The organism is Paraburkholderia sp. HC6.4b (genome assembly GCF_014200875.1).
GTDB classification, from domain to species: domain Bacteria; phylum Pseudomonadota; class Gammaproteobacteria; order Burkholderiales; family Burkholderiaceae; genus Paraburkholderia; species Paraburkholderia tuberum.
In genome coordinates, this window is record NZ_JACHDC010000009.1 from 116,229 (window position 1) to 134,767 (window position 18,539).

Genomic DNA, 18,539 nt, shown 5'->3' on the forward strand with positions numbered 1-18,539 from the left:
CCTCGACGTTCAGGAGAACTGTGTATGTCCGAAGTCATGAGTTTGCCACTGGACGCAACAGGAAAGGCACCATCAAACCACATCACCGACGAACATTACGTAATCGGATCAGCCGGTATCCGGGCTATCGCGACAGACTACGGTGGATTTTACGCTTCTAGCCTCATCATCCGGGACGTTGCAACCGGCGAGCCGCTTGGACCCGACCAGTATTTCCTGTCAGGGATCATGGATCTGGCCACCGCGAAGTACGGCGCAGCCAATGCTACGCAGATCGTCTCGATCGTTGTTGTCACGGATCCTGCGGTTTCCAGCAACGTCGAACTCGACTATCAGGCGCTTGGCGTGCAGTACGCCACACCGCAAACCGCAATCGCCAATGCGATCGAAACGTATGAACCTGATACACGATCACCGCAATGGCCATCGGTTATCGACGATGTAGCCGATCTGCCTGCCTCGCAGGCGCTGCATGACGCGGGACAGGAAGGGCTGATCACCTTCGAATATGTGGTCCATGCCATTGATCGCCTGCAGCAGCTGGCGTTAATGGGTGATCCGATCGCACAGGACGAGGTGAAGGCTTACGCGGACGGGGCCGACAATACACAGACGCAGGCCATCAGTTCACTGCTCGATCTGCTGGTGAAGCACGAAGCGGATCACGCCAACCCCCACCGGCTCACACCCGGCCAGATTCTGGCTTTGACACAGTCGCAGCAGGACGCTGCCATCAGGGTCGAGACGTCAGCGCGTATCGCGGCTGACACGGAAGTCGACGAGACGCTGAACGATCACATCACCGACTACGCAAACCCGCACCAGACCACCCTTGCGCAGGTCGACATGTACTCAGTCGCACAGGCGAACAACCAGATCAGTATTGCGCAGAATGGGGTCAACGCCGTGCTCGCGTCCAACGTGAGCACAATGAACGCCCACATCAACAACACGAACAACCCCCACCAGACGACTCCCGCCGAACTCGGCACGCTAAGCGCCAGCGACATTTCGGCGGCAATTGCCGCGGCCGCCAGCACGGTGACATCCGGGGTAAGCGCTGCGCTCTCGACGCTTAACGCGCATATAGGCAATACCGCAAACCCTCACGAGCTGACCCCTGCACAACTCGGAACATGGACTGCTGCGCAGTTGCAGAGCCTCGCGAGTGCGGTGTCGGGACACGCCGCAAACTATTCGAATCCTCATGGCGACACGGTCGACATGATCGGCGGCATGGCGAGTGATGCGATCGACAGCGCCATCAATAGCGCACTCTCAGGACTGCTGTCCTATTACTCGAACAACAACGCGGCGATGGTCGGGCACGTCAATAATTTCGGCAATCCGCATCAGGTTAGCGCGCAGGCTATCGGTTGCGTCGGACCCTGGAACAATCTCGCGGGCGATCTGAACAACGCACAGGCGCAGATCAATGCGAGCGGCCATCCTGTCACTGAGTCGCCAACGCAGTATTTCAGCATCAACTACTCGGGTGCGATGGGGGGCAATTTCGAGCGCAGCCTGGAGATTGCCTGGTCCATCAGTGCCGGCACAGCGTACTACCGCCCGTCCGGCGGGGACAACACCTTTTGCGGCATCTTCCCGTTCTTCAGCGTGACCGGCGGAGCTCAGGTTCAGGGCTTTTTCCGCTCGGGCAACGTCATCTCGATCTATGTGCTCAATGGCAGCCTCGACGGCATGACCTTCACGTCGTCGATTGGCGACAATGTTCTGCTGTCCAACGCGCGCTCGTACACGTTCCTCCAGACGGGCAATGGCCTCTTCACGTTGTACTGCGGGATCAGTGCGGTGGGGCAGACGGGCACGCCGCGCTCGTACGCCGTGAATTTCACGGGCTCACCCCTGGCACCGCAGCCGCCAATGGGCTACGTCAACAACCAGCCGCCTGCGCCACCCCCGCCGCCGCAGGAAGCTGGTGGCGGGGCCTGACATGACGGCGTCCCAGCATCACTATCGCAAGCCCCGGGAGCCAGACACGATGAAACCAGCATTGCCAGGTGAGCGCCGGAGCGCAAGCCAGATGCTTCGGGATCTGATCTACCACTCGCCGCGAGGATGTGGACAAGCGCACATCCGTGAACGGAAAAGGTATCGGCAATGCAATCGCAAGTCTCATGAGTCGACTTCAATGAAACCGCCATACTCGATCTATCACAGAACATCGCCCCAGATTCTTCGCGATCTGGTCTATTTTACCTCCGGTTTTCTTCTGCCAGAACAGGGCGTGATCTATGGGAAGCCTGTAGCTAAAAAGCCCGTTCACGGAGATACGATCAAACGGGATACCGTAATCGAAATAGGGATAGAAAGAGGAGGCGCCTGCAGCCAGCGCATTCGGGGCAGAAGGTCGTTCTGGTACAGGCGGATCGATCTCGGCTTGCTTGATCCTCCAGAAGCAGGTCACGAGCCGATCCCCATAACGGCTTACCCATTTGATACGTATAACATCCTGCCTGCCATCAACGAATACTACGGGCTGAAACTCGGCCAAAACGATGTCGAAAACCGCGTATGCGGGCCAACGGACGTCGCTTACCTAGTAGCCAGCAGCGGATCGCTGGCGTTTTCGGGGTGCAAGGAACTCCAGTTGACCCTGCCGGATATCGCGAGTCTGGTCGATACAGCAAGTATCGGGGAGTTTGAAGCTGCTGCCTGAAGAAGGCGTCTGCCGGTCAGCTTCCCGAACCGGCCTCCGTATTCCATGCGAGATAGCTGGCCGGCACGGCATTGATGAACGCGCTATTGCCGGGATTGAACGTGACCTGATCCGCGACCTGCCAGGTTGACGCGGCCGGAAACACCTGGGCGGCCTGAGCGTTGTGCCGGCAAATGCTCTGGATGGAGATCCCGCCGACGTTGCCAACGGGATTCTGGCTGTTCGGCGCATCGCCGTTCCACTGCTGGGTGATCGGGTTGTAGAACCAGATGAGCGCGTCGGTGAGGTTGACCGCCATGCCCACCGTGATGCCCTGCGATGGCGGCTGCGCGCCGGTCGAATCCACGACGGCGCCCAGGTAGTAGACGCCGCTCGTGGCCTTGGCCACGTTGGTGAACATCATGATGCTGTTCGCGTCTGCGCCCAGCTCGCCTACCGGTGCCCCGAACTGGTTAGTGAGACCAAACCCTACAGCCCCCGTCAGACGGTCATAGGTCGCCTCGGCGTAGAAGTAGCCCGAAACCTGCCCGTAAGTCGTGCGCGCAGTGAGCCATTCGTTCGCGCTCGCCGCCACCGTCATGTTGCTGTTTGCGAGTTCCATGCCGTCTGGCAGCAATTCGGGATCAAACGTCGCCGTCACTGTCGGCAGGATTTTCGTACCGCCTCCCGTGCCAGGAATATCGCCACCGGGAATCGTTCCGTCATCGACCAGACTCTGGATGAACTGCGAGAGCATCGCGATCTGCTGCTGCAGTGTCGCGATCTGGGCGCGCGCTGCGGCCAACTGGGCTGTAGGCGTGCCCTTGCTACCCATCAGCGCCTCACGGCTCGCGGTGATCGAGGCATCCTCCTGCGGGCTGATCAGGGTCTTCGACGTCACGGCAAGCGATGTCACCGCGCCTGGGTGCACACCGATCGCGTCCTGCACTGCGGCGCTCACCTGCGACTTCACGTAGGTCAGGTCGAGCGAATCCGGCAACGCACCGAGATTGACGCCAAGCACGATACCCCGATACGGGATGTTGTTCGCGTTAGGCATCTGGCTGATGTACGTGCTCGGTACATACACCCAGTTGCCGCCCGTGGCCTGCAGTGAAACGATGGCGGCGCCAGCGGCGACATCATTCTGGTAGTCGGTCTGGGTCAGGTCCTGCGGCTGATAGTAGAGCGTAAAGGGATCGCCGCCGGCCGCGATAATATCGACAAGCAGGCGTACCGCCACGCAACTGTACGCCAATGCGGGCGAGATCAGCTGGTCGAATGGTGCAACCAGCGACCACAGACCCGATGCACCGACGTTCGGATTCAGGGGTGTCGTCATGGCAGGCTGGTTCACGAAGTGAGCGATGCAGTGTCGGCGGGCTGTACGGGAGCCGGCACACCGGGAAGGGGGAAGTTTGACAGCGTGACCATCAGATAGCTGATGCCCCCATAACTGGAGACGAGATACAGAATATTGTTGCGCACGAGCTTGGTCATGCCTGCCGGGACGCTACCGAACTGCGTCAGCGTTTCCGCGGTTTTGAGCATGTCAACGAGGAGCAGCAGGAAGTTTTGCGTGTCGACCGCCATGCGGTTGAAATCCACGCTTTGCGTGGGCACCGAAAGGATATCCGGAAACACGTTCACGATCTGGAATGCGCCGTTCCTGTTATTCGGTGAACCGCAGCTCACGAGCGCTACGCATTTATACGGCACGGTCTGCACACACGCGTTCGAATCAATATGATTCGAACCATACGCCGCGACCTGATTGATCATGGCATTGGCACGGCTGAGGTTGGCGACTGGCGAGTAAATCCCGCGTTGCTGGCTACGATCCGGAATCGCGAACTGGTCCCACATCGGCACGAGAGTGAATTCCGTTCGTCTGAAAATGTCCGGCAGGATCGTTTCCCAGTCGGCCTGGTCATGCGCGCTGTTGGCCAGAATGAAATTGATGATGGCATTGGCAATCGAGTCGATATTGTTGCCGGCCAGTCCGTAAATCAGGATCGTCCAGTTTGTCGGTATCGTATTGGCCGGGTTATTCGGATCGATGTAATTGAAGCTCAGTGCCTCAATCATTGTTTCCGGATTATTGCCTCTGGCCGCGTTGACCAGCGCAATGGTATCGGTATAGGACTGCGCCGCGACAAGTGCGGCGACGTTGGAGGAGGTCGTGAAAAAGTCATCGAGATTCTGGATCGGCGGCACGACGAGGATCGTGTAGTCATCGTACTGTGCAGCGAACGCCGCATCGGTGAACCAGATCCGGATGAGGCAGGTGCTACCCGTCGTGATCGAGCCATAAACCGGATCCGTGAGGTTTTCCCATTGCAGCCATTCCGGCACCCAGTACGTGCCGTCGGTCACCATGGTGCCGCACGTGAAATTCTGTGCCTCGGTCTGGAACTGGCCCAATAACCCGTCGAGCAGGGTTTGTGCCGCGATCTCGCCGGGGTTCGGGATGGCCTGCGTCTGCGCGTACACCCAAGCGGCGAACCGGAGTACCTGTGTCGCGATTCCCGGCGGTGGTTGCACCGTGCCGGTGTCGTCCGCGCTGGTAAAGCTCACGAAGAAGAGGTCTGGACTCGACTCCTCAAAAAACATGGATTTCGTGATCGCGTAGGTACTCGAGAGTTCCGAAAGCGCGCCGATCACGGCAAGCGTGCCCGCAGGAGCGGCGCTCGCGAGCTTCGAATTATTGATGAAACCTTTGAGCAGATACATCGCGTTCGCGCTCCCGCCAGAGTGTCGTTAATGAGGCAAAAGGGGCATCCAGCGTCCCGCCTTTCCAGGACCATAAAATTCGAGGTGCTGCATGCCTGTTTTCCAGTACGTCACAAAGCTGTTCACCGTGACATGGTCAGTCGTGCGGGAGATGGTGCTCAACGACCAGCCTTTCACACAGGTTCTCAGGGGCAACCGGCGACGTGCGATCTTCAGCGTCCTCGTGATGTCGAGCTTTATTTTCAGCGTGGTCAGTCTCGGCGCGGACGCGAGATTCGTGTCCATCCTGATCAGTTATGTACGACTGCAGCGTCAGTATCAGGAACTCGCAACGCAGTACAGGGAGCATGACGGGGAACACGCTTCAGATCATCGCGCCGCGGACGCTGGTCACGAGGCCGCGGCTTCCGCATCCGCGGCGCAATCCGATCCGGTCGACCGGCTACGCGCGGCGCTCACCGACTGGGAACCTGACAACTGACGATAGGTCCGACCATGCTCCAGTACGGATGGATTCTCCCGGGCATCACGCTTGCCCTGCTACCAGGTTGCATCACGATCAATCCTGTCAGCACAGCACCTCCCTCCTCCGCTCCCACCGTGCTCTATGTTTTCACGCTGCCATCACCCGCGAATAATGCCGAGCACCCCGCCATCCGTCCTCCAGAAGTGCCGGAAACGCACCGCGCCACATCGACGCACACGCCGCCAGGAGCACCGGCGAGCTCACAGACCAACCATGAGGCCCACGAGGGCATCAATGCGCAGGACGTCTGTACCCGCTTTGTCATGCCCGATCTCCCGGCCGTACCCAAAGCGCCACTCAAGGAACTCGACGCGGTCCTTCCCGGCGATACCGCGTCGGCGCTCGCCATTTCCGACCGGCACATCATCGACCTGCATCATTACATCGTCCGCCTGAAGCGCTCGCTGGACACCGCATATCAGGATTACCTGCATCGCTGCCGCGTCACCGCACCGTAAAACGTTACCGGCTCCTTCCATCGTGTGGTCCGGACTTGATGGGGAGGCGTGATGTACGCAGAAGACGGGTTTCTCGAGAAGGAAGCCAGGGACGCAGACGCGGCAGACACGCCCCCGGTCAATTCGTCCAGTCGTCCCGCAGATGACGTCCCGGACAGGCTTGCGAGTGAGGTAACGACCGGTCTCGTTCTGTATACGGACGCTGGCAGCAACCCGAATCCGGGGCCAACGGGATGGGGGGTCCACGGCTACCTCTACGCCGACTCCGCGCCGTCGAAAGGCAGCGGCAACAGCCGCTGGCTGCTCACCCGCAAGGGCTACGTCGAAAAGTACGATGCCGCGAAGCGCGTCGGTCTCACTGAAGTCACGCCGATCCACTATGTCGACGGCTACGGCTCCATGCTCATCACTGGCGAGCGCAGACCCAGCAACGACATCGGCGAGCTGACGGCCGCCGCGCGCGCGCTCGAGTATGCCCAGGACTTTGACGTGAAGCGCGTTGTCATCAGGGTTGATAGTGAATATGTACGCCGGGGAATGGAAAGCTGGGTTGACACGTGGGAGAAGAATGGCTGGATCAGACGCGGCGGCAGGCCCGTTTCCAATGTGGAACTCTGGAAGGAGTTGACCGCTGCGAGAACGCGCCTTCTGGAACGTGGCGTGGACGTCAGGTTCATCTGGGTCAAAGCCCATAGTCATCATCTGGGCAACGTGCTGGCCGACAAGCTCGCCACGATCGGCATTGCGCTGTCCGCCCAGGGACTTCCCAGAAACGAGATAAGCTCGGCAGCCGCACAGGGATACTGGAAATACGATACCGGCCGTCATCCGATGCTCGCCAACCGGTGTCTGTACTTCAACAGCGTGGCACAGTACCAGCAGCCTGGCGTCTACTATCTCGGAGATCATGGCAAGGAAGACGAGCTGCTCGGCAAGCGCATCAGCGACGGCGCGCATACGGTCACGAGACTCAGCGCACCCGATCCGGCAATCGAGCTCATCCGCAACTACACCACGGAACTGGCGGCCGGCCTCGACTCGATCATCATTGTGCGTCTGGACCAGCTTTTCAGTCCCACTACCCACCGCGAACTGATTACCTGGGGCACAGCTGCCCTGCTGAGGCCTAACACATGGAGGCTGGACCTGAACTGCCTCGATGAAGAGCCCGGCGGCCATACCCACAAGCCGCTGTCGCGGGAATGCCGGCCGCCGCGCATCGCCATGCGTGCGATCGAAGCGATATCCGGCCTCATTGAGCGTCTGCGCCTGTATGAAGCGCATGATGCGTCCATCACCACCACAGACCTTACCGGCCATCTCTACGAAACGAAGGAAAAACCCGCTGCGAAAAAAGGAGAGCCACAGGTCGTTATGGAATTGCGGCCAGAGTATGGCGTCGGCTTTGCCTCGATGAGCGTTTGCGCAAATTATCACGCAGCCGACAGCGTAGCTTCGATTCCCCTGACCCTGACGCTTGGCATCGACCTGCTCAATCGCAACTCGCTCAAGCGTCTGGAGAAGTCCAGCCCCACGGTAACGCTGATCACATGGCCCGAATCAGGGCGATCCTTCCGGTATGCGACGGTGGTCAAGGCGGGCGAGGACATCTGCATCAGCGCCGGCACGTATTCGAACCTGCGGGTGATCCCCTGATTCTCAATGCCCCGGCGTACGGCTCTGATGCCCGCCGCTGCACGCGTGACGGTTAGTCCTGCCGGAACTGCGCATCACTCAGACGCTCGGCCTTGACGTAGTGAACGTGCCAGTACGGATCGTCCAGTCTTTCAACGCGCACATGACCGCCGGACGACGGCGCGTGAACGAACTTTCCGTGGCCGAGGTATAGACCCACGTGGGAAATCCCCCGTCCGTAGGTATGAAAGAAGACGAGATCACCCAGCTTCAGGTTACTGCGCCCGACCTGCTGTCCCGCTGTCGCCTGGCTCGCCGCCGTACGGCCAAGCTGCAGCCCGGCCGCATGGCGCATCACGTACTGCACAAAGCCGCTGCAATCGAATCCGCTCAATGGAGAACTTCCGCCATACCGATACCGCACACCGACGAGGCTCATAGCTTTTTCCTGCACCCGCTCGAGCGCCGTGGTGGACTCATCGGCCACCTCAGTCTGCGGCTCGGCGGTTGCCACTGGACTTGACCCCATGTCCTGTACAACGAGAGGCGTCGAATCCTCGTCGGGGGAGTGGACAAAACCCCGCTTTGGCTGCGGGTGCGCGTCGAGCGCAACGCGCCGGTGTCCCGGCTCACGATGCAGGTTGTGCGGGCGGTGATGCGCCCAGGCAGGTGCGGCCGTCGTGGCTGCTGCCGTGACAACAATAGCCGCGCCGGCTTTCGAAATAAATTTTGCCGTATTACCTGGAAGAGTCAGCCGCATGGATGCCGTGGCCCATAGGGCCGGAAATCACGGCTGGTCATCTCGCAGCTCGACCGGAGTGTTAGCCAGTCCGCCAGATTCCAAGGCAAGAGCAATCAGCACGTCATGAAAGGAAGCTCGCGAGAATAACAGGCATATTTTTGCGATACCGTGTCATGACCTTATTTAACAAAAATGGTTCGATTACCGGATTGCTACCGGCTCGCCTGCTCCTTGCCAACAAACGCCCGGAGCACGACCTCGGCACTGAAGTCCACAGCCGTCACGAACGTCTGCACCTTGTACCAGACGGCGCTGTACATCTCGAGCTGCGAGGCCATCTGGAATGCCCCTTCCGAGAGCTCCGTCACGATCCCGGGTGAGACGCCCTCCAGCTCCTCCCGGACAATCTTCTTTTCGATCACGTCGAGCAGGTGCACCGATTCCGCGATCTTCTTCGTGATGATCGAGCGATCGACCCGGTTAATATCCGCTGTGAGCCTGTTGGCGACCTCGAACACGGTCTTCCAGTCAGCATTGCGCGAGACGACGTCCGCATAGGTGCGCTCCGTCCTCGTCGATCCCGTCTGGTAGCACTGTCCGAGCTTCTGGTTGTCGTCCTCACGCTGGCGCTGCAGTTCCCTGTAGTAGGCGGGGTCGTACTCCGCGCTGTACTGGAATTCGTGGCTTGTCACGAGCCTGCCAAGAAAGAGCGTATAGCGCGAAAGCTCTTCATTGATCTGCGCCGCGTGAGATACGGCATCCGATAGTGCTTCCGCATAGACCAGATACGGTACCTTCAGTCCCTGGGGGACGCGCGCCGGCAGTGGCGAAAGCGTGACGTAGTTGTGTCCCGCGAGCAGCCCGAGAAACGTCTTCTGGTCTGCGCTCAGGACTACCGGACGATCATCGGGTGAGATGAGCCCCGCCAGATCCTCAAAGCCCTTCCTGATGGCCGGAAAGGCCCGGCGCAGCAATCCGGCGATATCCTGAAGGGCAAATGCCTCCAGCGCCACCACCTTGCGCTGGTTCTTGAGCAGGGTCGTCATGGTCTGTGTCCCCTCATGCGGGCGCCCGGCGGGCGGTCATAAAATCTAACTTTCGAAGATCATCATCTGTAAGCAGTCCAGATCAGTTTGCAATTGACACGGAGGCGAGATGACCCAGGACATTGATCTTCGGTCGAGGATGACGCCTGCGCCCAACGTCAAGCTCATGATCAATCTCGGCGCGTGTCTGGACATCCCGACCGGGCACTACATCGAGGGACGACGCGGCGAATCGATCCTCAATGGCGGACTCGGATTTATCACCGGCATCGTTGGCATCGGCAACAACTTCAAATCGACGATCGAGCGCTTCATGATGCTCACCGCCATGGCGCGCATGATGCATTCCACCGCCAAGACCTATGACACCGAGACCAACATTCATGAAGAGCATCAGGTCAAGGTTGCCGCGAATATCGGCGATTTTCATGACGAAAACATTCTGCGCAACGGCCGCTGGATCATTACCGACAAAACTGTCTATGTGGGCGACGAGTGGTATCGCATTCACAAGGAGGAACTGGAGGAGAAGGGAAAGCGCCGTGACATCGCTGTGAACACGCCGCACTGGAACCGCGAGCATTCCGGCCCCTTCCGGATGCTCATCCCGACCTTCACGGAAATTGATTCCTTCAGTGAATTCGAGACCAGCAACATCATCGAGATGCAGGACGATATCGAACTCGGCGAGGCGAAGGGCAATACCATCGACATGCAGCAGGGGCGCGTGAAGAACCGCATCCTGATGGAAGTGCCGCGCACCCATACCAGTGTCTACGACTATCTTCTGATGACGGCCCATATCGGCAAGGTGATCGACCTGGGCGGGCCACCCGGTGCTGGCGTTCAATCCAGCATGCTCAAGTATCTGCGCAACGGCGACAAGATCAAGGGCGTACCGGCCAAGTTCACATTCCTCACGCACAACTGCTGGCACGCATTCAGTGCCGCGCCCCTGCTGAACCAGGGAACGAAAGGGCCGGAGTATCCGCGCAACAGCAGCGATGACATGGCGCACGATACCGACCTGAATGCCGTACAGATCCGTAACCTGCGCGGCAAAGCCGGGCCGTCGGGCATGCCCGTCACCCTCATCGTGTCGCAGGCCGACGGCGTGCTGCCGTCGCTGACCGAGTTTCATCACATCCGGGAAAACGCCCGCTATGGGCTGGAAGGCAGCAACACCAGCTATGCGCTCGCGCTCTACCCCGACGTGAAGCTGCAACGCACCTCCGTGCGCGCCCGGATCGATGCCGATCCTCTTTTGCGGCGGGCGCTTGCGATCACTTCGGAGATGTGCCAGATGGGCTATCTCTGGCACTCCCAGCCGGAAAAGTACCGCATTGGTCCGAAAGCGCTGTATGAGAACCTGAAGTCGCAGGGCTACGACTGGACGGTTTTGCTGACCACACGCGGGTGGTGGACCCATGAACCGGGGGAAGCACGGGAGCTCCCCTACCTCTCGACGATGGATCTGCTCCGCATGAGCCTGCCCGTTGGCGATCCCAAACGTTACGTGCCGTACTGGCTCGAGGAGGACAGGAAGACTGTCAGGCCGCGATACCAGGCATGCATGGAACAGTACCGCGCACGGGACGCAGAACGCGCAACCGTGCATGCGTGATGGACGTGCCTGGAATGCACGCGCGGTGAAACCTATATTACTTACTGGACAGAGCGCTCATCATGAGTCACCCGATCGACACCTCCGGCGGGCCTGAACCCATGCCGGCTGCGCCAGACAATCTTGCTGCTTTTGTGACCGGCCTGCTGGCCGAAAACCTTCATCCGGAGCCACAGGCCTGGCTGAGATTTCTCCAGTCAGGGGTCGATACGCTATCTGACCCCCACTATCAGCGCTTCGCCATCAATCGTGCGTGGCGCGTTATCTTCGCCAAACTGAATCAACGTGAACGTATCGACACCATCGACGTGCGGTACTGCCTGGTAGACAAGGAAGGGAGTATTCAGGATTGGAAAAAACTTTTCGAAACGGGCGTGCTGCCGTTCATTCTGGAGCATCAGCTTCCCGGCTCGCTTTGAGCTCCCGGGTTGCTCCCCGGTTGCCGCCGCCGGCGCCGTCCCGGCTGACCGCCCTGCCGCCCCTGATGATCGGCCACACTGCGCTCAGCCACACCGCGATTCGCTCGTTCGACGAAGCGGTCGTCGTCGCGGGTAGCCGTACCTTCAACGACGACCGCGTTTTCGCCGAACTTCTCGAGTCGTGGCTTGACAGGAACGTGCGCCCCGGCGCATCGGTGATCTTCATCTCGGGCAAGGCTCCCAGCGGTCCTGACGAGATGATCATCCGCTGGTGCCGTGCCCGTGGTCAGGCGTGGACCGAATATCCTGCGGACTGGGAGAACCTGGGCGCGCCGAACTCCTACATCAAGAAGAGCGCCGTGACGGGCAGACCCTACAACGCGCGCGCAGGCCATCAGCGAAACCGCGAGATGGCCCGCGTGGCCACACGCGTCGTCTGTTTCTGGGATGGCGTCTCGCCCGGCACCCGCAACATGATCGAGGAGGCCGAAGACCACCAGATCAAACCCTCCATCTTTCTGATCAACCGCGATCCGGAGCAATGGAATGAGCACCGCAATGGACAGCCCACCCGGAAAAAGAAAGGAGACAGAGAAGTTCCTTCTTGAGTATATCGGCAAGCTTATTCCCGGCTCTGACAGCAACGTCAGGATCTACCGGGCGCTCTTTGCCGGCATGGACGATGAGGCATTCCACGCCTTCATGGGCAGGCTCGAGCGCCGTGAAATCCGGCTTGCCATCGTGGCGCCCAACCTTTCGAAGGAGAAAGTCACCGTCGCCAACAACCTGGCGATCGCCGACGAGCTCGGCCACAATTTTTTCGAACGCATCTGGATCGACAACGGTAACGATGCCCCGCCCTATCTCTCGCCGGTCCGGTATCTGGTGTGCGATCTCACGCTGTGCCGCCAGGCGCAGCTGCTCGTGAAGAAGATCTCGATTCCCGAGGATAACCGCAGCGTCGACGATCTCACCGGCCAGCCTTCCGGCAAGTCGGAAGCGAGCAAGATTTCGTTTCCTGAAAACCAGGTGCTCGCCGCCTTCCATCTGGACAAGACCCTGCACGAGCTGATCACCCTGCGAGGTGGCGACACCCAGGGATTCAACGCCATGAACGAGAGCTTCGCCCGCACGGGCGGCGCCTCGCAGAAGGCGATCGAACCGTTCCGCGGTGGCGTGAAGTCGACCCAGGCGCTGCGCGTCATGCTGCTGTCCATGCACCTCGATGCTGAGGGACTGTAATGGCGCTCACCAGGGGACAGGAGGAGGGAATTGGGCCATGTCTCTCACAAGCGACGAGTGGCGCGACACAGCGCTGATCTTTACGGAAAGCGTGGAATTTGTGCTGAACAACATCGCGGCAGGCAACGAGGAGCTGCATGAAAAGCTCACGGATTTCCTGATGTCGCTGATCCTCGCCGACAAGCCCTATCTGCTCGCGAGCGCGAAGGGACTCGACCGGGCGGTGAATCTCGCCTTTGTGGATCCGCAGGTGTGCGACTTCATCCTCATGATCGTGTTCGTATTTTTTTCAAGATGGGGTGCATCGTTCAGCCGGTACATGCACCTTGTCGAATCGCTCGCGTTTGCCGTCGCGGGAGACGCCCCATTTTCCCCACCGGGCTCCCAGACCACGCAGCGCCAGGTGCTCGTCGCAACACCCTCCGAAATTCACGAATCGCTGCCCGACCCGGCTCTCACCCAGGACCTGTTGCTGCAGAACAAGTGGCTCAGCGTGCTGCTGCTCATCCATCTTTTCGTTGGGGCGCCTCGCGCAAAGCGTCAGAAGGCCACCCGCAATGAAGTCCAGCCATGAAAACGCGATGAAAGATGGAACGAATTTTGCCACTGTCCTGATCTTCCTCGACTGCCTGCTCGATACCCGTCTGGGCACCCTCGCGCGCATGAGCGATACGCTCGCGTGTCGCGCGCTCTCAGCCAGCTATCACCAGCGCGAAGAAGATGTTTTTGAAGGCGTGGACACTGCGGAATTTCGCCAGATGTACCGGGCACGCGATGTCGAGACGCTCAAACGTTCGACGATCACCACGCTGACCACCCTGCTGGGTGACTTCTCCCGCACGCTCTCGCGGATCGTGGGCACCCGTCCATGGCTTGATGGGGTGCGCATCCTCGTGAACACCTGGCCATACCGGCTCGATGCACCCACGCTCGACGCATTGCAGGGGGTCATTGCACTCTGGAGCGGTGGATCTTCGCCAGTTGAAATGGTCGACTACGCGCCCGGCCAGCTGACACCGGCGTTCGTGAAAGCGAACTTCGACATTCTCTTCATGTATGAATATGAAGAGTGGCTTCACATGCATGGCGAGGCCTTCAGCAAGACCTCGCTTGCGGACATCAACGTGATCGTTCCCGCGCTCTATTTCAACCACAGACCCGACGAGAAAACATTTGATGAACTGGTCCGTGACGGCGCCCATCCGTTTGCCGCCATCACGATGCTGACGTCCGGATTTGTCGGACTGGAACTGATCGACGTGAAGTACTTCAGTATCGCAGAGCCTGCCGGCATACCGGCGGCATAGTCCGCCTCCGCGGGGTGGCAGGAGGCGGACGCTGGTCATGCCTGCAGGGCGCCCTTCGGCTCGTCACATTCACCCAGCAGTGCCCAAGCCGGCCATGAACGAGTCAACATTCATCTGCGCGGCTTCCATGTCCGTTTCCCCTGGCACGAAGACGGGTTCGGGCACATCACACGGCAGCATCGGAATCGCAGGGCGCAGTTCGCCTGAGTGCTGATCTGACTGCCCGCCCGGCCTCGGCGCAGCCTGCCCGATTCCGGGTGTACCGAGAATCTTTGCGATGACGGCAGCAGCGGCAGCCTGGTTGGCCAGCGCAATGTTTTCCGACTTCAGACGCTTCCTGCCAAGCGCGACACGATCCATACCGTCGAGCGCGGCGAGTACAACGTCCATCTCGCGCGGGGAGAGCTTGCTGAGGCTCTCCCCGCTGTTTCCCGCCATGGTCACGATGATTGCCTGACGCTGGCGCAATGTGTAATCGAGGACTTTATCCTCATCGTCGGGCACCTCGAATACGGGCACGGCATGTTCTGGCCCGTCATCCTGATCCGCCCGCAAAACAGTACTGGACATGGCATTCCTCACGAATTCAATCCTGGCGACTATCATAGAAATGAACGATTGCGCTAAAACCCGGGCGTATGAGGTACTCCATGCAATCGTGGCGCTTTCGACTCTCCCACTGGTTTCGCAGCAAACGCACGGATCGGCTGGTCACCAGATTGATCCGCGAAGAACGGGCGATGTCCAGTCACGAGGCAGGCCGCGCGATGCTCGAAGTGCTATGCCAGTGCCTGGACATCGAGAGGTTCCAGCGCTTCGGTCTGTCCGATTCGTTCGGCTTCGATATCCGGCCGTTCTACGCAACGATTGGCCAGTACTGCGACGAACTGAAGGCCATCAATGCGAGACTCGCGACAGGCACGCCACTGCCGCCGCAATGGGCGATGCTGGATGGCAACGCCACCACCCTTGACCGGTTCTTCGAATCAAAGGAGGGCTTCTACATCAATGTCCCGGAGCACCTTGCCCGGTTCAAAAACGAAATCCTGATTTTATGCACGCTGATGCGTGAGAGCGATGGAGCCGAGACCGGCATTCATCAATACAACCTGCGCATGCTCACTCGGGTATTCGTCAATCTCAGACGGCTCGTCATCGTACTGATCGGAATGAGTCACGAAATCGGGCGCTGAACGAGACCGCAAGCCGGACAATCTGCGCAGGCGCGCCCGTCGCCCATCACAAGCCGCTTCACACGTTTTCTCACAAGTTTTTCTGCAAGGAATGCGATCATGGCTTCGCAACAGCTCGGTCACATCCTCAAATCCAGCGACAAGGACGTCCACCGCACCGCCGGTCCCAATGGAATTCTGGCCAATCTTTACCGCAAGATGCTGGTCGAACTCAACGTTGGTCCAGGGCGTTTCAGCGATTTTCTGCGCGAGTACGTGACCGACCCGCGACACGGCATTGCGCAGACCCAGAAGGATCTCACCACTGCACGTGGCAACCTGATGAAGGAGCTGTCGCGCTCAGGAATGACGTTCAAGGTCTTCCTCAAAGGCATGCGCTTTCTGCAGGTCAGGAAGTTCGACTTCTGCGTCAGGTGCCACTACTACACCGGCAGCCCATCGATCCATCAAGCCCTGATCGACTTCGGTAGCAGAAGGGATCATCAGGTGGTTTCGCCCAACGGCATCCTCGCTGATCTCTTTCGCCAGATGCTGGTCGATCTCGACATCGGCCCCGGGCGGTTCAGCGATCTGCTCGACGACTATGTCAACGATCCACGAAACGGCGTTCCCCGGACACCGAAAGACTTCACCACTGCGCGTGGCAATCTGACCAAGGAGCTTTCCCGGGACGGGATGACGTTCAAGGTCTTCCTCAAGGGCCTGCGTTTTCTGCAGGTCATAAAAGTCGAGTTCTCGGTGAGATGCCACTATTACAGTGGCCGCGTCTCGATTCACGGAACCACCGTCGAATTCGCAAAACGCCCCGAGCTCCTTGATGAATCTGGCGAGCCCGTTCGTAACGAGGAAGAAACGGCGTCACTGCTGTCCAATGCCGTGCCGCAATCCCTGATTGCGCTTGCCTGAGATACGGCGTAAGGCGTCCTGATAGCTACCCGGGGCTGGCGTCACCAGCCAGAAAGGACAGTTCACAAGCGACACAATCCCGTCAGAGATCGAGTCATGACTACGGCATTCCATGAAACCGCCCTGTCGCCATCCATCACCTTTGCTGGCATGAAACCCGAGGACGATGGCATCACCCATATCAACATTTCGACAAGCGGACAAACAGCACTCGGAAGAAAGCTTGCCCATTACAGCGTCACCCCGTTCATTCATCCGGTCTATGGACCTTTTCGCTCGATGGAGGGCTTCTGGTATTACATCAAGTGCGAAAGACCTGATGACGAGTTTCGCAACCTGTGCGGCAGCCGCGCAAAGGCGCACGCGAAAACGAAAAGGATGGTCTGGAGAGAGCACTTCAGCCAGATCATCAACGAAGCGAACTTTTACCGCATCGTGCAGAACGATGATATTCGCGAGGCCATGATCGCCTCAACGCTGCCGTTCGGCTATTACTACCTGCATGGGCCACAGCAGCTTCAGATCCACAGCCCGATTTCCGGGTGGCTCTGTGATGGCCTGGAGGAAATCCGCCGCCACCTGAAGGCGAGCTTTCCCTGGCCGCCGGCGCCCGTCGTGAAGTTCGACGTAACCCAGCATTGGCAGGAGTAACGCAGCAGGAGTCAAACATGCCATCCGGCGCACTGGCCAATCCAGGCTTCCTGACGGGTCCCGGAGACAACCTCGCGGCTGTCGACGTCTACAGCGGTACTGCAGCTGGCATCATCAACTCGATCCAGAGCCTTGCGGCAAAATACGACGTCAACCTGATCGGCATGCTGCGTGCAGGCGCCGCGGCTGCGCAGTTGCTACCGCTGGTGCAAGGCGTAGCCAACGGTCAGCTGCTCATGAACCCGCAGAACACGATCGCGCGCATTCTCACGGCGTCGAACACTCTTGTGCAGGCCGCTTCAGGCGGCACGCTCAGTGGCACCGTCAACAGCGCCTTTACTGCACTCTCCCCTTCGATCCAGAGCAGCATCGGAGCGTCGGCCCAGGTGGTCGGCAGCGTGCAGACGAGCGTGGGCGGCGTCATGAGCAGCATCACGAACGGTGCGATCGGCGACATCCAGAGCCTGGGCAAGCTCATCAACAGTTTCTCCGGATCCTCGTCGTTCATGATGATCGACAACCAGGCGCTCGGCGGTGTCGCCGCAGGGGTCATCAACCAGTGTGCGAGTCTTGGCGTCAGCGGAGTCTTCCAGCCGCTCGTAAGCCAGATCACGAGTCCGACCGTACTGTCGGCGATCGTCAAACAGACGCTGCCCAGTCTCGTCCGCACGGGCGACCTCGCCAGTCTCCAGAGCCTCGTGGCGGTGGCGGGGGCCGCCGGTATTGCCGCAGTGAATCCCGGCGTGATCTCGCAGTTCGCGCAGACCTACGTCCGCACGGCATCGGGCAATGTCACCCAGGCTACGCCAGCGCTCGATTCGACGACGTACACGCAGATGATGTCCGTCTTCGATACCGCCGCGCCCTCGTGGAACGTCTGCACACGCTCGACCCCTAGTGCGGACGACAATACCATCGACATCTCGTCGATCATTGGCGGCACAGACAACTTCAACAGCGTGCTCGCAGCAGGCGTTGCCAGCAGCAGCGATCTCGGGGAACAGTTATACGGCCTCGCCGCGGCATGCCCCGTCACCAATGTCGATTTGCTGCTCAAGAACACGTACCCGGGCTCCTACATCGATCCGGCACTGCGCAGCACCGGAACGCCGGTCGATCCCTCACAGGCCGGCATTTCCGCCGGGGTCAACGCGGCGACGAGCACGACAGCCGTCCAGGTGACATCCGGCATCGCAGTCACTCAATCGCTTCCCAACGACCCGGTCTGTAGCCAGCCCAATGCGGGTACGATCGGTCTCCTCTCATCCAACTCAGCAACCCAGGTCACCATGACCAATACCCAGATCAACTGGCTCACTGGCTGAAACCGATTCACCGGCCTGACAAGCGACAGGTCATGCACGTGCGGCCCTGCCGTCGGAACCAGCCTTCCTACTT

20 protein-coding genes are annotated in these 18,539 nt (G+C 59.6%); 15 read left to right on the plus strand and 5 right to left on the minus strand.

Annotated elements, in window-relative coordinates:
* Positions 1 to 24 precede the first annotated feature (24 nt).
* Both HDG34_RS15600 and HDG34_RS15605 read left to right on the plus strand, forming a co-directional pair.
* Complete coding sequence (locus HDG34_RS15600) at positions 25 to 1,953, plus strand: hypothetical protein (RefSeq protein WP_184061148.1); 1,929 nt, start codon at positions 25 to 27, stop codon at positions 1,951 to 1,953.
* Between the two features lie 199 nt (positions 1,954 to 2,152).
* A complete protein-coding gene (locus tag HDG34_RS15605; RefSeq protein WP_184061149.1) occupies positions 2,153 to 2,680 on the plus strand; it encodes a hypothetical protein in 528 nt (175 codons plus the stop codon).
* 16 nt (positions 2,681 to 2,696) lie between these two features.
* On the opposite strand, the gene HDG34_RS15610 is transcribed toward HDG34_RS15605, so the two are convergent.
* Positions 2,697 to 4,001 (minus strand): hypothetical protein, encoded by a 1,305-nt coding sequence (locus HDG34_RS15610; protein WP_184061150.1) that lies wholly within the window; start codon positions 3,999 to 4,001, stop codon positions 2,697 to 2,699.
* 11 nt (positions 4,002 to 4,012) lie between these two features.
* Positions 4,013 to 5,392, minus strand: a complete 1,380-nt coding sequence (locus HDG34_RS15615) for a hypothetical protein (RefSeq protein WP_184061151.1) — start codon at positions 5,390 to 5,392, stop codon at positions 4,013 to 4,015.
* Between the two features lie 91 nt (positions 5,393 to 5,483).
* On the opposite strand from HDG34_RS15615, the gene HDG34_RS15620 reads away from it, so the two are divergent.
* From HDG34_RS15620 to HDG34_RS15630, 3 genes are read left to right on the plus strand one after another with little or no spacing between them, the layout of a single operon-like run.
* A complete protein-coding gene (locus tag HDG34_RS15620) occupies positions 5,484 to 5,873 on the plus strand; it encodes a hypothetical protein (protein ID WP_184061152.1) in 390 nt (129 codons plus the stop codon).
* Positions 5,874 to 5,887: 14 nt separating this feature from the next.
* Positions 5,888 to 6,376: a hypothetical protein gene (locus tag HDG34_RS15625; RefSeq protein ID WP_184061153.1), complete on the plus strand. Its 489-nt coding sequence runs from the start codon at positions 5,888 to 5,890 to the stop codon at positions 6,374 to 6,376.
* A 51-nt stretch (positions 6,377 to 6,427) separates the two neighbouring features.
* Entirely contained in the window at positions 6,428 to 8,032 is a 1,605-nt protein-coding gene (locus HDG34_RS15630) for a ribonuclease H (RefSeq protein WP_184061154.1), read from the plus strand.
* 52 nt (positions 8,033 to 8,084) lie between these two features.
* Here the strand turns inward: HDG34_RS15630 and HDG34_RS15635 are convergent, their stop codons facing one another.
* Positions 8,085 to 8,771, minus strand: coding sequence for a C40 family peptidase (locus tag HDG34_RS15635; protein ID WP_221309152.1), 687 nt, complete (start codon positions 8,769 to 8,771; stop codon positions 8,085 to 8,087).
* A gap of 194 nt (positions 8,772 to 8,965) precedes the next feature.
* Positions 8,966 to 9,799, minus strand: coding sequence for a hypothetical protein (locus HDG34_RS15640; RefSeq protein ID WP_184061155.1), 834 nt, complete (start codon positions 9,797 to 9,799; stop codon positions 8,966 to 8,968).
* 109 nt (positions 9,800 to 9,908) lie between these two features.
* Here HDG34_RS15640 and HDG34_RS15645 point away from each other — a divergent pair, with 109 nt between their 5' ends.
* From HDG34_RS15645 to HDG34_RS15670, 6 genes are all read left to right on the plus strand, one after another.
* Positions 9,909 to 11,423, plus strand: coding sequence for a hypothetical protein (locus tag HDG34_RS15645; protein ID WP_184061156.1), 1,515 nt, complete (start codon positions 9,909 to 9,911; stop codon positions 11,421 to 11,423).
* A 62-nt stretch (positions 11,424 to 11,485) separates the two neighbouring features.
* Positions 11,486 to 11,842 carry a hypothetical protein gene (locus HDG34_RS15650; protein ID WP_184061157.1) on the plus strand — a complete coding sequence of 119 codons (357 nt, stop codon included), beginning with the start codon at positions 11,486 to 11,488 and terminating at the stop codon, positions 11,840 to 11,842.
* Positions 11,843 to 11,907: 65 nt separating this feature from the next.
* Complete coding sequence (locus tag HDG34_RS15655) at positions 11,908 to 12,450, plus strand: SLOG family protein (protein ID WP_184061158.1); 543 nt, start codon at positions 11,908 to 11,910, stop codon at positions 12,448 to 12,450.
* Positions 12,389 to 13,084, plus strand: a complete 696-nt coding sequence (locus HDG34_RS15660) for a hypothetical protein (protein WP_184061159.1) — start codon at positions 12,389 to 12,391, stop codon at positions 13,082 to 13,084. The genes HDG34_RS15655 and HDG34_RS15660 overlap by 62 nt, the downstream gene beginning before the upstream one ends.
* Positions 13,085 to 13,184: 100 nt before the next feature.
* Entirely contained in the window at positions 13,185 to 13,658 is a 474-nt protein-coding gene (locus HDG34_RS15665; protein WP_184061160.1) for a hypothetical protein, read from the plus strand.
* On the plus strand, positions 13,642 to 14,391 hold the full coding sequence (locus HDG34_RS15670) for a hypothetical protein (RefSeq protein WP_184061161.1): 750 nt from the start codon (positions 13,642 to 13,644) through the stop codon (positions 14,389 to 14,391). Before HDG34_RS15665 ends, HDG34_RS15670 begins: the two co-directional genes overlap by 17 nt.
* 69 nt (positions 14,392 to 14,460) lie before the next feature.
* Here the strand turns inward: HDG34_RS15670 and HDG34_RS15675 are convergent, their stop codons facing one another.
* Positions 14,461 to 14,961 carry a hypothetical protein gene (locus HDG34_RS15675; RefSeq protein WP_184061162.1) on the minus strand — a complete coding sequence of 167 codons (501 nt, stop codon included), beginning with the start codon at positions 14,959 to 14,961 and terminating at the stop codon, positions 14,461 to 14,463.
* 80 nt (positions 14,962 to 15,041) lie between these two features.
* Between HDG34_RS15675 and HDG34_RS15680 the strand changes: the two genes are divergently transcribed.
* From HDG34_RS15680 to HDG34_RS15695, 4 genes are all read left to right on the plus strand, one after another.
* Positions 15,042 to 15,584 carry a hypothetical protein gene (locus HDG34_RS15680; protein WP_184061163.1) on the plus strand — a complete coding sequence of 181 codons (543 nt, stop codon included), beginning with the start codon at positions 15,042 to 15,044 and terminating at the stop codon, positions 15,582 to 15,584.
* 99 nt (positions 15,585 to 15,683) lie between these two features.
* Positions 15,684 to 16,490: a hypothetical protein gene (locus HDG34_RS15685; RefSeq protein ID WP_184061164.1), complete on the plus strand. Its 807-nt coding sequence runs from the start codon at positions 15,684 to 15,686 to the stop codon at positions 16,488 to 16,490.
* A gap of 96 nt (positions 16,491 to 16,586) precedes the next feature.
* The gene (locus HDG34_RS15690) at positions 16,587 to 17,141 is read left to right on the plus strand and encodes a hypothetical protein (protein ID WP_184061165.1); all 555 of its coding nucleotides are present in this window, start codon (positions 16,587 to 16,589) and stop codon (positions 17,139 to 17,141) included.
* Positions 17,142 to 17,158: 17 nt separating this feature from the next.
* Positions 17,159 to 18,466, plus strand: a complete 1,308-nt coding sequence (locus tag HDG34_RS15695) for a hypothetical protein (RefSeq protein ID WP_184061166.1) — start codon at positions 17,159 to 17,161, stop codon at positions 18,464 to 18,466.
* Positions 18,467 to 18,539: the final 73 nt, after the last annotated feature.